The sequence below is a fragment of the Streptomyces sp. S465 genome, from assembly GCF_026898115.1.
GTDB classification, from domain to species: domain Bacteria; phylum Actinomycetota; class Actinomycetes; order Streptomycetales; family Streptomycetaceae; genus Streptomyces; species Streptomyces luomodiensis.
On the sequence record NZ_CP114036.1, the window covers coordinates 3,522,347 to 3,535,482 of the forward strand.

At 72.7% G+C, this 13,136-nt stretch carries 12 protein-coding genes; 3 read left to right on the forward strand and 9 right to left on the reverse strand.

The genetic code is table 11. The features are described from left to right. Positions 1-8: 8 nt before the first annotated feature. The 8 genes from N6H00_RS14725 to N6H00_RS14760 form a co-directional block, all read right to left on the reverse strand. Positions 9-1,820 carry a twin-arginine translocation signal domain-containing protein gene (locus N6H00_RS14725; protein ID WP_268972137.1) on the reverse strand — a complete coding sequence of 604 codons (1,812 nt, stop codon included), beginning with the start codon at positions 1,818-1,820 and terminating at the stop codon, positions 9-11. Next, positions 1,817-2,401, reverse strand: a complete 585-nt coding sequence (locus N6H00_RS14730) for a hypothetical protein (protein WP_268972138.1) — start codon at positions 2,399-2,401, stop codon at positions 1,817-1,819. Before N6H00_RS14730 ends, N6H00_RS14725 begins: the two co-directional genes overlap by 4 nt. Before the next feature lie 2 nt (positions 2,402-2,403). Continuing rightward, the gene (locus tag N6H00_RS14735) at positions 2,404-3,279 is read right to left on the reverse strand and encodes a carbohydrate ABC transporter permease (protein WP_268972139.1); all 876 of its coding nucleotides are present in this window, start codon (positions 3,277-3,279) and stop codon (positions 2,404-2,406) included. Then, complete coding sequence (locus N6H00_RS14740) at positions 3,276-4,238, reverse strand: carbohydrate ABC transporter permease (protein WP_268972140.1); 963 nt, start codon at positions 4,236-4,238, stop codon at positions 3,276-3,278. The genes N6H00_RS14735 and N6H00_RS14740 overlap by 4 nt, the downstream gene beginning before the upstream one ends. Then, a complete protein-coding gene (locus N6H00_RS14745) occupies positions 4,235-5,524 on the reverse strand; it encodes an ABC transporter substrate-binding protein (protein ID WP_268972141.1) in 1,290 nt (429 codons plus the stop codon). Before N6H00_RS14745 ends, N6H00_RS14740 begins: the two co-directional genes overlap by 4 nt. Positions 5,525-5,646: 122 nt before the next feature. Next, positions 5,647-6,387, reverse strand: a complete 741-nt coding sequence (locus N6H00_RS14750; RefSeq protein ID WP_443073215.1) for a cupin — start codon at positions 6,385-6,387, stop codon at positions 5,647-5,649. 23 nt (positions 6,388-6,410) lie between these two features. Continuing rightward, complete coding sequence (locus tag N6H00_RS14755; protein WP_268972143.1) at positions 6,411-7,367, reverse strand: PmoA family protein; 957 nt, start codon at positions 7,365-7,367, stop codon at positions 6,411-6,413. Positions 7,368-7,374: 7 nt separating this feature from the next. Next, positions 7,375-8,532 (reverse strand): Gfo/Idh/MocA family protein, encoded by a 1,158-nt coding sequence (locus N6H00_RS14760; protein WP_268972144.1) that lies wholly within the window; start codon positions 8,530-8,532, stop codon positions 7,375-7,377. Positions 8,533-8,738: 206 nt separating this feature from the next. On the opposite strand from N6H00_RS14760, the gene N6H00_RS14765 reads away from it, so the two are divergent. Together N6H00_RS14765 and N6H00_RS14770 are read left to right on the forward strand one after the other, a co-directional pair. After that, positions 8,739-9,797: a LacI family DNA-binding transcriptional regulator gene (locus N6H00_RS14765; protein WP_268972145.1), complete on the forward strand. Its 1,059-nt coding sequence runs from the start codon at positions 8,739-8,741 to the stop codon at positions 9,795-9,797. Between the two features lie 147 nt (positions 9,798-9,944). Continuing rightward, positions 9,945-10,895: a bifunctional helix-turn-helix transcriptional regulator/GNAT family N-acetyltransferase gene (locus N6H00_RS14770; protein WP_268972146.1), complete on the forward strand. Its 951-nt coding sequence runs from the start codon at positions 9,945-9,947 to the stop codon at positions 10,893-10,895. 88 nt (positions 10,896-10,983) lie between these two features. On the opposite strand, the gene N6H00_RS14775 is transcribed toward N6H00_RS14770, so the two are convergent. Next, positions 10,984-11,691 (reverse strand): lytic polysaccharide monooxygenase auxiliary activity family 9 protein, encoded by a 708-nt coding sequence (locus N6H00_RS14775; RefSeq protein WP_268972147.1) that lies wholly within the window; start codon positions 11,689-11,691, stop codon positions 10,984-10,986. A gap of 230 nt (positions 11,692-11,921) precedes the next feature. On the opposite strand from N6H00_RS14775, the gene N6H00_RS14780 reads away from it, so the two are divergent. Next, positions 11,922-13,076: a methyltransferase gene (locus N6H00_RS14780; RefSeq protein ID WP_443072953.1), complete on the forward strand. Its 1,155-nt coding sequence runs from the start codon at positions 11,922-11,924 to the stop codon at positions 13,074-13,076. Positions 13,077-13,136: the final 60 nt, after the last annotated feature.

Here is a 13,136-nt window from a genome sequence, read left to right on the forward strand (position 1 = left end):
TCGGCGCCTCAGCGCAGCGTGAGCCGGTAGCGCAGCGGCGCACGCCCGGTGATCAGGACCCGCTGCCCGGCCGGGGTCAGCTCGCCGCCCATCCAGCTGTAGCGCTCGCCGGGGTCCACGACGGCGGGCTGGCGCGGACCGCTGCCGTTGCCGGGCCCGAAGGTGATCACGTCATCGCCGGCCGTATAGGTCCCGTAGCCCTCGACCAGCTGGTACGTGTCCCGCTGACCGGAGACCGGCACCACTCCGGTGAGCCGTCCGCCGGAGCGGAAGCACAGTTCCAGGGCGAGCGGGACCTCGGACTCCCCCACCTCGACGTCCAGGTTCCAGCCGCCGTCCGCCTCCGCGATCCGCACCTCGGTGCGCAGCGTGCGCCACTCCTTGGGGCGGTGCGGGAAGTCCATCGCGGACCAGAACCGGCCGTCGTCCGTCAGGGGGTACCGGCCGTCGGAGCGGCGGTGCTGGGGCGGCAGCGGCAGATGGTATCCGGCCCGCACCTCCGCCCACAGCCGCCAGCCGTCCGCCGTGCGCGCCACGTCCTCGGCCCGGAAGTGGCCGAGCGAGAAGAACTGCGGGGACAGCCGCAGCGAGTCCAGGATCGCCGCGCCCTTGCGCCATTTGAAGAACGTCGGATTGGTGGACAGGCCCGAGGAGATCGCGTGCACGTCGGGGAAGTCGGTGCCGCCGAAGAGGGTGGTCCGGGTGTTCCCCTTCGCGATCCGGACCAGCCCGCAGTCCTTGTCGTGGAAGGTGAACTCGCCGGGCTCGCCGGTGGCCTTCGGCAGCGGCGCGGCCACCTCCGGATGGTCCAGCACCTCGGCGAGGAAGTCCCCGAGCGGGGTCTCGTCGAAGGTCTGGTCCGCCCCGCGCCGCTGGACGGCGGCGGCGACGGCCGCGAACCGCCCGTCCTTCTCGCGCAGCGCCAGGGCGCGGAACTGGAGCCAGTACTCGGACAGGTGCTTGACCGTCTTCTGGTCCTGCCGGCGCGAGTGCACCGTCTCCACCTCCCCGTCGGGTTCCAGGAGGTGCATGGTGGCCTCGAGGTTGCGGCGCACGTTGTCGTACAGCTGCGGGCGCTCGGTGAGCCGGGCGAGGGTCAGCAGCGAGGGGTTGGTGACGATGGGCGCGTAGGTGGCGCTGCGCTCGCTGTACTGGCCGCTGTCGTACTGGTCGATGCCCTCGGCCAGCCAGGCGTCGATCCGGCGGGTGTAGCGCGCGTCGGGCCAGAAGGAGTTGATCCGGGCCAGCGCGGCGCACACCTTCCAGCGGTGGTTGGGGGTGTGCACCCCGCCGGTGGACAGCCCCTCGCCCGCCTTGAGCAGGATCTTCTTCAGGGTGGCCCGGACGCCCTCGGTGGTGGCGTGGCCGTCGGCGGCCAGCAGCCCGTGGAGCAGGCCGAGGTCGACGATGGAGAAGGCGGTGTCCGGGGGCGAGTGCACCGCGCCCTGGTCGTAGAGGCCGTCGTCGAACTGGGCGGCGGCCAGCGCGTCCACCAGCCGGGTCATCGGCGCGATCAGCGCGCCGTCGTGGTGGTGGCGGGCGTCGGCCCAGACGTGGACGGAGGCGAGCAGCCGCAGGCTACGGGCGGCGGGGCGGGCCTGGCCGAGGTTGTTCAGCTGGTCCAGGACCGTGTCGAGGCCGTCCAGCACCTCGGCCACCCGGGCGTCGGCCGCCTTGGTGAGCAGCTCCAGGAACGGCTTGTCGGTACGGCCGCGGGCGGCGGCCGTGGCCTGGGGACCGGCGGTGGCGAGCAGGGCGCTCACGGCGGCGGTTCCGGCGAGGAAGTGACGGCGGGAGACGTGGCTCGGGGAGGGGCTCACAGGTGGTGCTCCGTGGCTCGGGCGGCGATCGCGAGGGGGCCGGGGACGAGGAAGACAAGCGGCGGATAGGCCCAGGCGCAGACCGCGGCGGTGGCCACGGCCAGCAGCAGCACGACGCTCGCGCGGGGCCTGCGCACCGCGTCGTACGCCGCCGAGCGCAGCGCGGCGCGCCAGCTCGTCGCCGACTCGGGGCGGGCGCAGGCCAGCAGCAGCACGACGGTGAGCAGCCCGCCCACGGCGAGCAGCGCGGGCCGGAAGACCACCGCGCCCGGCAGTCCGGCGCCCGCCGCGAGCGCGTTGAACAGCAGCAGGGCGCCACCGGCCAGCGTTCCGGCGCCGGCCAGCAGATCGCCGGTGCGCAGCCGGGCGCGCAGCGCGCGGAGGTAGCCGCCCGCGGTGGCGGGCGCGTCCTGGCGGACCCGCCGGTCCAGTACGGCGCAGGCCGTGGACATCGCGGCCGGGGCGGTGACCAGCGGCAGCGAGGCGGCGGCGGTGGCCAGACCCACCGCCAGGACATCGGCGAAGAGCGCGAACCGGGGGCCGAACAGCTCGCCGGGTTCGCGTTGGGTGGCGGTGGCCATGCTCATCCCTTCAGTCCGGAGCTGGCCATGCCCTCGACCAGGAACCGCTGGAAGGCGAGGAAGAAGAGCACGATGGGCAGCAGCGCGAACACCGACATCGCGAACATCGGGCCGAAGGCCGACTGGCTGGAGGCGTCCACGAAGGAGCGCAGGGCCAGGGTCAGGGTGAACTTCTCCGGCTCGAAGAGGTAGATGAGCTGGGTGAAGAAGTCGTTCCAGGTCCAGATGAAGGTGAAGATCGCGGTGGTGATCAGCGCGGGCCGGGTCAGCGGCAGGATGACGCTGAAGAACGAGCGGAAGGGCCCGCAGCCGTCGATCCGGGCCGCCTCTTCCAGCTCACGCGGCAGTCCGCGCATGAACTGCACGATGAGGAAGACGAAGAAGGCGTCGGTGGCCAGGAACTTCGGCAGGATCATCGGCCAGTAGGTGTTCACCATGCCGAGCTGGTTGAAGATGATGTACTGCGGGATGAGGATGGCGTGGTGCGGCAGCATGATCGTCGCGATCATGAACGCGAAGAGCGGGCCGCGCATCCGGAACCGCAGCCGCGCGAAGGCGTACGCGGCGAGCGAGCAGCTGATGACGTTGCCGAGCACCGCACCGCAGGCGATCAACAGCGAGTTCCACAGCAGCCGTCCGACGCTGACCTCGTTCACCCCGTCCAGGGCGGTGGAGTAGTTGCCCCACTCGAAGTGGCTGGGCAGCAGCTTGAGGCTGGCGATGACCTCGTCGGCGGGTTTGAACGAGGTCGCCAGCAGCCAGGCCAGCGGATAGAGCATCACCAGCAGCACGGCGATCAGACCGATGTGCAGGGCGATCCGGGCGGGCGCGGGACGTTTGCGCGCCGTGCCCGCGGTGGTGATCGGGGCGGTGGTCATCGGCCCCCCTCATTGGTGTCGTTGGCGTAGAAGACCCAGGCCCGGGAGGTCCGGAAGAGCACCGCGGTGACGACCCCGATGGCCAGCAGGAGCACCCACGCCATGGCGGAGGCGTAGCCCATGTGGGAGGCGGTGAAGCCGCGGTCGTACAGGTAGAGCGTGTAGACCAGCGTGGAGTCCGCGGGTCCGCCCTTGCCCCCGCTGACCGCGAAGGCGGGGGTGAAGACCTGGAACGCCTGGATCATCTGGAGCACCAGGTTGAAGAAGAGCACCGGGGACAGCATCGGGATGGTGATGGAGCGGAACTGCCGCCACCAGGAGGCCCCGTCGACGGCCGCCGCCTCGTACAGCTCGGCGGGTATCTGCTGGAGCCCGGCCAGGAAGATCACCATGGGGGCGCCGAACTGCCAGATGGTCAGCAGCGCCACCGACAGGATGGCCCAGCCCGGCTTGTTGATCCAGCCGCCGATGTCGAGGCCGACGTCGGAGAGCAGGTTGTCGACGGTGCCGCCGTCGTTGAAGATCGCCCGCCAGACGAGCGCGATGGACATCGACGCGCCGAGCAGCGAGGGGGCGTAGAACGCGGAGCGGTAGAAGCCCTTGCCGCGCTTGACCGACTTCAGCGCGATCGCCACGGCGAGCGCCAGCACGAGCTGGAGCGGCACCGCGATCACCACGTAGGTCAGGGTGGTGCCGACCGACCGCCAGTAGCGGGGGTCCTCGGTGAACATCTGGGTGTAGTTGCGGAAGCCCACCCAGCTGGGCGCGTCGAACATGTCGTAGTCGGTGAACGACAGATACAGCGAGACGGCCATGGGCAGCAGCGTCAGCACGGTGGCGCCGAGCACCCAGGGGGACAGGAACACCCAGGCGGCGCCCTGCCGCTCGCGCTTGCGAGCCCGCTTGCCGCCGGTGGCGGAGGGCGCGGCGCTCTGGGGGCGGGTCGCGGTCGCGGTCATTGCCTCAGCTCCGCCTTCGCCTCGGTGATGTAGTCCTCCGCCGCCTCACGCGGCGACATGCGCTCGTAGGACACCTGGTCGTAGTCGCGCGCGAAGGTGCCTTGCAGGGAGGCGTCGCCCTTGGGCGGCGCGGCGGGCGGGTCCTCGAACTTGCCCTCGAACTGCTTCTGGTACGCGGAGATGACCTGGTCGAACCCCTCCAGCTTGGGCAGCACCTTCTCGCGCAGCGTGTCGTTGGCCGGGATGCCCCGGGTGGCGCCGAGGATGGCGCCCGCCTCCTGGTCGTTGAGCAGGAAGTCGATGAACTGGGCGGCCTGCTTCGGGTGTGCGGTCTTGGCCGAGGCGCCGAAGAACATCGACGGTTTGAAGTACTGGCCCGGGGTGCCGTCGTCGCCGACCGGCAGTGGCGCCATCTTCAGCCCCTCGCCGACGATGGCCGAGTAGCCGCTGACGGGGGCGTCCCAGTTGAAGTCGGAGACGGCCGTCAGCCGGCCCAGCGGGGTGTTCTCCACCGTCCCGTCCATCTGGGTGGTCTGCTCGGCGCGGGACACCGCGCCCTCCTTGCGGAGCCCGGTGCACCACTCCCAGTAGCGGGTCAGATCGTCGGCGGTGAAGCCCAGCCCGCCGTCCTCGGTGTACAGGCTCTTGCCCTGGCCGCGCAGCCAGATCTCGAAGACGTCCTCGCTCTGGCCCGGGTCGGTGCCGCCGACCCGGCCGCCGGTGGCCTTGGACTTCGACAGCTCGCGCATCGCGTCGGCCCAGTCGTCCCACGTCCAGCCCGCGGTGGGCTCGGGGACGCCCGCCTTGCGCCACAGCGTGGCGTCGTACGCCATCGTCTCGGTGCCGCGGGCGACCGGGAGCGCGTACCGCTTGCCGTCGACCACGCCGGTGTCCAGCAGCCCCTTGTCGATCTGAGAGGTCCGCAGTTCGGGGTACGTGCCGAGGTCCAGCAGGATGCCGGAGGTCGCGTACTGGTTGATCTGCCGGTAGTCCAGCTGCATCACATCGGGCGCGTCGCCGCCCGCCGCCTGCGTGGCGAGCTTCGCCTTGTAGGTGTCGAATCCCGCGAAGGACGTGGTGATGTCGATGTCGGGGTGGCGCTTCTCGAAAACCTTGATGGCCTGCTCCGTGCGGGCCGCCCGGTCGGGATTGCCCCACCAGGTGAACCGCAGGGTGACCTTGCCGCCCGAGCCGCCGCCGCCATCGCCGCCGCAGCCCGTGAGGGTCCCGCCGAGTGTGAGGACGAGAGCCAGGGCGCAGGACACCTTTGTCCTGTTTCCGCGCATACCAGAGCCGACCTCCCTCCTGATGTGTCCGTTGAACGTGCGTGGTGGTGCCTGTGGCGGCCATGCGCCGTCGTACGGGGGCCATGCGCCGTCGTAGGGGGCCATGCGCCGTCGTACGGGGGCTACTCGCCGTAGTACGGGAGCGTGGCTCCGGGCAGTTCGTACTCGTCCCGGCGACCGCACATGCCGTAGCCGCCCCGGCGGCTGGGCCCGGTCGCGGTGACCCGCGCCTCGGCCAGGTGGGAGGCGTCGCCCGCGGCGAGCGCGGTCAGCTGCTCACCGGTGCGCCGCGCGGCGGCGAGCGCCCCGTCCCGCCAGCGCGGCTCCCACTGCCCGACCTTGGGCGCGACGATCCGCACCGCCGCCTCGTGGAAGGCGCGCAGCGGCCCCGCGTCGCCCTTCTCGGCGGCGGCCCGCAGCGTCAGATAGCCCTCGACCGCCAGGTCCCGGCGGCGCCGGGCGGCCGCGTCGGCCTCCGGCCCCTCCTTGGCGGGCAGCGCGGCGGCCGCCGCGTACCGCCCGGGGTCGGCCAGCACCTCGGGCGGGAAGGTGAAGACCGCGTCACCGGCCTCCGGCAGCCCGCTGTTCTGCATCAGCACGGTCACCTTCAGCCCGCCGCCCTGCACCATCCGGTGCACCGTGCCGGGGGTGAACCACACCACCGCGCCCGGCTCCAGCGGGGTCTCGGTGAACCCGTCCGCGACGGTCAGGGTCTGCACGGCGCCGCGTCCCGCGGTCACCACATACGCCTCGGTGCAGGCCAGATGGAGATGGGGGCTGCCGCCGCACACCCCGTCGGCGGCCTCCCACTCGTACGCGCTGATGTGGGAGAGCCCCACACCGCCCGGCAGCGGGGCGGGCATCGGATGCGTCGAGGTCACCGTGGTCACCATCCGTGGTTCGCGAGGTAGCTCTCGGCGCGCGCCCGGTCCCAGGCGCCGTCGGCGACCACCACCCGGTAGCGGTAGCCGAAGGACTCCCCCGGCGGCAGCTCGAACTCCTCGAAGAACGCCCAGGAGGGGGCCACCGTGGGGATGGGCTCGGAGCGCACGAACCAGTGGGAGGGGTGGATCGCGGTCGCGCTGTCCAGGTTCTCCGGGGCGTGTGCGAACAGCAGCGTGGAGTGCGCGTCCACGTCGTCGTGCTCGGCAGTGAAGGCGATCCAGGCGGCGTCGGTGGCCGGGGTGCCCATCAGGTCCGAGGCGCCGGCCTCGCCGTCGCCGCCGCGCCCGTCCGGGCCGATGACGTCGCCGCCGGTGAAGTCGCGCGGGCCGCGCCACTGGAGCCCGGTGTATCCGGCCATCTCCCGGCCCGCGGTGGTCGGGGAGCCGAAGCGCAGGGCCTCGCCACGGGTGTTGGTGAGGTGGATGGACCAGTCCAGGGCCCAGGTGCCCGCCTCCGGCTCCACCGAGTGCACTTCGACGGTGCGCAGCTCACGCGCCCACTCCTGACCGCCGTGCTCGATCCAGGTGAGCTTCTCGGTGAAGCGCAGCCGGTCCTCGTCGACGGTGAACTCCTCGAAGCCGTCGTGGCGCATCGAGCCCACGCGCTCCTCGACGCGCTGATAGCCCTGTTCGGGGCCGAGGTAGGAGTTGCCGCCCCAGAAGTTCTGGCCGGACAGGTGGCTGGCGGTCATCTGGAGGCCCTTGTGCCAGCGGTGGTCGTTGGGCCGGTAGCCGGAGACCTGGTTGCCGGCGAGGGTGCGCAGCGGATGGGCGTAGGGCTTACGGGCCTCGAAGGCGTCCGGGTCGGGCCGGTAGACGTACGCCATCAGCTCGACGCCGCCGGAGGCGACCGAGACGCGTGTCCCGTGGGTGTGGGTGACGGTGATGCGCTGGGTCATGGCGGCCTCAGCTCTCCTTCGTGGTGGCGGTCGCCGCCTTCGGCGCCCACTCGGGGTGGTCGCCGTGCATGGCGGCGTAGTACGGGTCCCCGGGCGCGATCTCGCCCGCGCGCACGGGCTGCCCGGTGAAGGCCGCCTTGTAGAGCGCGGCGATGAACTCGAGGGTGCGGCGGGCGTCCGCGCCGCTGCCCGGGGGCCGTACGCCGTCCCGCATCGCGTCCAGCAGTCCGGACAGCTGGGCCCCGTGCGAGCTGGGCAGATCGGCGGCCGGGGTGCGCCAGCGCCGGTGCCGGGCGGTGTCCTCGCGCACATGCGGGGCGGGGGTGTAGACCCAGTCGTCGTTGCGGTGGCCGTAGAGATGGGTCAGCTCGACGGTGGCGTCCGCGCAGTCGATCCGGATGCGGCTGACCTCATCGGGCGAGAGCACGCTGTTGACGACGGTGGCCATGGCGCCGCCCGCGAACCGCACCAGCGCGGTGGAGACGTCCTCGCTCTCCACCTCGTGCACCAGCCGTCCGGCCATGCCGCGGACCTCGGTCCAGTCGCCGAGGAGGTGGAGCAGCAGATCCATCTGGTGGATGCCGTGGCCCATGGACGGACCGCCGCCCTCGGTCTCCCAGCGGCCGCGCCACGGCACCGCGTAGTAGGCGGTGTCGCGGTGCCAGGTGGTCTGGCAGTGGGCCACCAGCGGCCGCCCCAGGGCGCCCTCGGCCAGCAGCTCGCGGGCGTGGACGGCGCCCGAGCCGTAGCGGTGCTGGAAGACCACCGACGCGTACGGGCCGCCCGCCTCGTTCTCCGCCGCGGCGATCTCGTCGTACTCGGCGAGGGTGAGGCACAGCGGCTTCTCGCACAGCACCCAGGCGCCGGAGCGCAGCGCGGCCACCGTCTGCTCGCGGTGCAGGGAGGGCGGGGTGCCGATGAGGACCAGGTCGGGGCGCTCGGCCGCCAGCATCGCCGCCACCTCGGTGTAGCCGGTGACATCGAAGGTCCCGCCCTCGGCGGCGGTGGCGCGGAAGGCGTCGAGCCGGTCCGTGGCCACATCGACGGCGGCGACGAGGTCCACGCGGTCGGCGTGGTCACGCAGTGCGGGCAGATGGCTGCCGGTGACGATGGCTCCGGTGCCGATCACTGCGGCACGGATACGGTGGGTGGCTGCTGCGGCCATGGGCTAAGGCTCCTCGCCGACGGAAAGCGCTTGCTGGGGAGGACCCTAGGCATGGTCCGGATGACTGGACAAGACCCTGGCGGGCAGAATCGCGCCGCCCGTGGGCTGCCCGTGGGCCGCTCGTGGGCCCCTCGTGGGGTGAGAGCATGGATGCGCCCAACCAGCGCGCGCGGCGCACCCGAAAGTGACCACTCAACGGAGGAAACATGGCAGTGACCCTGGCCGATGTGGCGGCACGGGCTCGGGTCTCGGCGGCCACCGTGTCGCGTGTCCTGAGTGGCAACTACCCGGTGGCGGAGTCGACCCGGGCACGGGTGCTGCGCGCGGTCGACGAGCTGGAGTACGTGGTCAACGGCCCGGCAAGCGCTCTCGCCGCCGCCACCTCCGATCTGGTCGGAGTGCTGGTCAACGACATCGCGGACCCCTTCTTCGGCATCATCGCGGGCGCCGTGCAGAGCGAAATGGGCACCCCGGCGGGCGAACCGGGCCGGGGCGGCGAGAAACTCGCGGTCATCTGCAACACCGGGGGTTCGCCCGAGCGCGAGCTGAACTACCTCACCCTGCTCCAGCGGCAGCGCGCGGCCGCCGTCGTGCTCACCGGCGGCGCCGTCGAGCACCCCGACCACGCCGCCGCCGTGGCCGCCAAGGCGTCCCGGCTGGCCGCGTCCGGCACCCGGGTGGTGCTGTGCGGCCGCCCGCCGATCGAGGACGCGACCACCCTCACCTTCGACAACCGCGGCGGCGCCCGCCGGCTCACCGAACACCTGCTGACCCTCGGCCACCGCCGGATCGGCTACGTGGCGGGCCCCGCCGAACGCACCACCACCCGCCACCGGCTGGAGGGCCACCGGGCCGCGCTGGCCGCGGCCGGGCTGGACAGCCTCGACGCCGACGCCGAGCGGCTCACCGTCCACGGCCTCTACGACCGCGCCTCCGGCTACGACGCGACCCTTGAACTCCTGCGCCGCCACAGCGGTCTGACGGCCATCGTGGCCGCCAACGACACCATCGCGCTCGGCGTCTGCGCGGCCCTGCGCGACCAGGGCCTGCGCATCCCCGAGGACGTCTCGGTCGCGGGCTTCGACGACCTGCCGTTCAGCGCGGACGCGGTTCCGGCCCTCACCACGATGCGGCTGCCGCTGCACGAGGCGGGCGCCCGCGCCGGCCGGCTGGCCCTGGGCCGCGACCCGCAGCCGCCGGGCGGGGTGGCGATGGTCCGCGCCGAACTGATGGCCCGCGCCTCCACGGCCCCGCCGCGCTCCTGAGCGCGCCGGCGCCCTCCTCTGCCCTCCGCCGCGCTCCCGCGCCTCCTCGGTGCCAGGGGCGAGTCCCTTTCCAGATACTTGATCTGATGCAACTATAAGGTCAAGTGTTACGGGCGTTTCGGAAGCAGGGGTACGGAGGGATGCCGGATGGAACCGCGCGACGATCTTGACCTGGCCGTGGACGAGGTCCGCGACTTCAACCGGATGTACACCCGGCTGATCGGTGTCCTCGATTACCCCGGGCAGCTCAACACCCCGTACTCGCTGAGCGAGGCCCGCATCCTCTACGAGCTGGCGCGGCGGGAGCGCACCCATGTCTCGGCGCTCCGGGAGCACCTGGGGGTCACCGCCGCGCATCTGAGCCGGACGCTGGGCCGGTTCGAGGAGCGCGGGCTGGTGACGCGCGAGCGCCATCGGCGCGACGCCCGCTACCAGGAGGTGCTGCTCACCCCGGCGGGCCGGGCGGCGGCGGAGGACCTGGACCGGCGGTCGCGGGAGGCGGTGACCGGACTGCTGGCCAAGGTGGACCGGAACGAGCTGGGGCGGCTGCGGGAGGCACTGGCGACCGCGCGGGGCGTGTTCACCGGCCCGGCCGAGCCCACGGTGCGGCTGCGCGAACCGGCGCCGGGGGACCTGGGCTGGATCGTGCAGCGCCACGGCGCCGTATACGCCCGGGAGTTCGGGTGGAACGCCGAGTTCGAGGCGCTGGTGGCCCGTATCGTCGCGGAGTTCGGCGCGGGCCATGACCCGGCGCGCGAGCGGGCGTGGATCGCGGAGCTGGACGGCCGTCCGGTGGGGTCGGTGATGTGCGTCCGGGACGAGCGGCCCGACACGGCCCGGCTGCGGCTGCTGCTCGTCGAGCCGGAGGCGCGGGGGCGGCGGATCGGCGAACGGCTGGTGGGCGCGTGCGTCGACTTCGCGCGCGAGGCCGGCTATCGCGAGCTGGTGCTGTGGACCAATGACGTCCTGACCTCGGCCCGCCGGATCTATGAGCGGGCCGGGTTCGAGCTGGTCGCCGAGCAGCGGCACCGCGGCTACGGCTCGCCCCTGGTCGGCCAGGACTGGCGGCTCGCGCTCGACGGCCCCGCGCCCGCCTGACCGACTCGCCGGCGAAGCGCCGACGCGGGGACACCGACGCCGGAACGCCGACGTTCGAACGCCGGCGCCCCGCGCCGCCTCCAGGGCGTCAGCCGCCGGGGAAGATGACGTCGCTACAGGAGTAGAACGTCTGGTCCATGTGGCTGGCCTGCCAGATCATGAAGACCACATGGCGCCCGGTGCGCCCCGGGGCGTTGACCGGGATGGAGACCGTGACCCCGTTGAGGCCGGGCTCGCTGGACGGCTCACCGACGCCGGGCGCGATCTTGCCGGTGTCGGCGACCAGTTCGAGGTCGCTCCAGCGCAACGGCTGCGTGACGGCGTCGTAGCCCTGCTTGGTGACGTAGATCCGGTAGTAGTCGGCACCGTGCAGGGCCTGGTCGTGGGTCTTGAACGTGAAGCTGTTGCCGACCGCCGTGGCCTGCCACGCCCCCGGTACGTCGAGCGCGTTGTAGCGGCCGGACCCGGTGTGTCCGGCGCTGCACAGCTGGCCGTCGGGGAGGGCGGCCTGGTGGTTCCCGGCCACGCCCTCCCGGTAGAGGCCGTTCCAGTTCCACATGGCGTTGGTGTCGGCCTGCCACGCCTGCCAGCACATGGGGTCCTCGGTCTTCATCGCCGGGTTCTGGAAGTCGCCGCCCCACCGCTTCCAGCAGCCGTAGTTGCGCGAGGCCGGGCCGATCGCGGAGCCGTGGGCGGCGGCGGTGTCCACTGCCGCCACGGTGGTCAGCAGCGTCGCGGCCGAGGCGACGGCCGCGGCGCGAAGAGCCCAGTGATGAACATGCTCATGACAATTCATGGCGCCTCCAGATCCGCTGCGAGATGCACGGGAGGTGATGCGCGAAAAGGCGAAAGGTGCACGGGAGCGCTCCCATTGCCCAGGAGCGCTCCCATCGTAGGGCGGGGTCCGAAAAGCGGCCATACGTATGACGGGGCGTCATCGGACCGGAAAACCGCTCGCGCCGGACGGGCCGCGCCGGAAGGATCACCTCATACGCACCACGGGTGCGAACCGCACAAGAGCAAAGGGTGTACCCCCTGAGTACGCAGCAGGTCATCGAGTGGACCGAGGACGGCCGGGACCGGGCCGCCCACTGGCGATCCGAGAGCGGCGCCCCACCGCCCCGGCGGGTCGGGATCGCGGACGACCGGATGTCCGCCGACACCGCCTACCGCCTCGTCTGCGAGGGCACCGCGCTGCTGTGGCGCGGCGACTACCAGGGCGCCCGCCAGCTGCTGACGGCGCTGGCGCGCCGGATCGACCGTGGTCCGCGCCGGACCAGGGAGCGGCGGGCAGCGGCGGCGTCACCGGCCGAGGCGTTCCACCGGCACCGCCAGGCGACGTCCCGGCGGGCCCGGCTGCTGGGCATGCTGCTGGTGCCGCTGGACGCCGATCTGTCCGTACCGCTGCGCCGGGCGCCGGACGTACGGGAGGCGTGCACCGAGGCGTACGGCGTGGCGCACGCCCCCTCGGTCGTCTCGCTCCGTGAATTACTCGGTCTGATCGGCGCGCACGAGTGGCGGGAGAAGGGCGTCGAGGTCCCGGCGCTGGGCGGCGACCGCGTCCATCCGCACTACGGGGTCTTCGCCCCGGTGCGCGGCGAGTACGTCGACCTGGTGGCCGAGGCCCCGCTGCCCGCCTCCCGGTCGGCCGCGTTCGACATCGGCACCGGTACGGGCGTCCTGGCGGCCGTCCTCGCCCGGCGCGGCGTCGACCGGGTGGTGGCCACCGACCAGGACGCACGGGCGCTGCGCTGCGCCCGGGAGAACGTGGTCCGCCTGGGCCTGTCCGGGCGGGTCGAGGTGGCCGAGGCGGACCTCTTCCCGCCGGGCCGCGCCCCTTTGGTGGTCTGCAATCCCCCCTGGCTCCCGGCCCGGCCCTCCTCACCGCTCGAATACGCGGTCTACGACCCGTCCAGCCGTATGCTGCGCGGCTTCCTGAACGGGCTGGCCGGACATCTGAGCCCCGGCGGCGAGGGCTGGCTCATCCTCTCCGACCTGGCAGAACACCTCGGACTGCGGCCGCGCGAGGAGCTGCTGGCCGCCATCGCCGCGGCCGGGCTGACGGTGGTGGACCGCCTCGACACCCGCCCGGTCCACCCCCGCGCCGCCGACCCCGCCGATCCGCTCCACTCGGCCCGCGCGGCGGAGGTGACCTCCCTGTGGCGACTGACGGCGGGGTGAGGCCCACCCGGTCCACGTGCAGCCGGCGTGGCGGTGGATGGGCCACGAGCCGACAGCCGG

Excerpts from the sequence above, each read along its gene's own strand:
- N6H00_RS14730 (WP_268972138.1), bottom strand. The coding sequence starts at position 2,401 with ATGGCCACCGCCACCCAACGCGAACCCGGCGAGCTGTTCGGCCCCCGG.
- N6H00_RS14735 (WP_268972139.1), bottom strand. The coding sequence starts at position 3,279 with ATGACCACCGCCCCGATCACCACCGCGGGCACGGCGCGCAAACGTCCC.
- N6H00_RS14740 (WP_268972140.1), bottom strand. The coding sequence starts at position 4,238 with ATGACCGCGACCGCGACCCGCCCCCAGAGCGCCGCGCCCTCCGCCACC.
- N6H00_RS14745 (WP_268972141.1), bottom strand. The coding sequence starts at position 5,524 with ATGCGCGGAAACAGGACAAAGGTGTCCTGCGCCCTGGCTCTCGTCCTC.
- N6H00_RS14750 (WP_443073215.1), bottom strand. The coding sequence starts at position 6,387 with ATGCCCGCCCCGCTGCCGGGCGGTGTGGGGCTCTCCCACATCAGCGCG.
- N6H00_RS14755 (WP_268972143.1), bottom strand. The coding sequence starts at position 7,367 with ATGACCCAGCGCATCACCGTCACCCACACCCACGGGACACGCGTCTCG.
- N6H00_RS14760 (WP_268972144.1), bottom strand. The coding sequence starts at position 8,532 with ATGGCCGCAGCAGCCACCCACCGTATCCGTGCCGCAGTGATCGGCACC.
- N6H00_RS14765 (WP_268972145.1), top strand. The coding sequence starts at position 8,739 with ATGGCAGTGACCCTGGCCGATGTGGCGGCACGGGCTCGGGTCTCGGCG.
- N6H00_RS14770 (WP_268972146.1), top strand. The coding sequence starts at position 9,945 with ATGGAACCGCGCGACGATCTTGACCTGGCCGTGGACGAGGTCCGCGAC.
- N6H00_RS14775 (WP_268972147.1), bottom strand. The coding sequence starts at position 11,691 with ATGAATTGTCATGAGCATGTTCATCACTGGGCTCTTCGCGCCGCGGCC.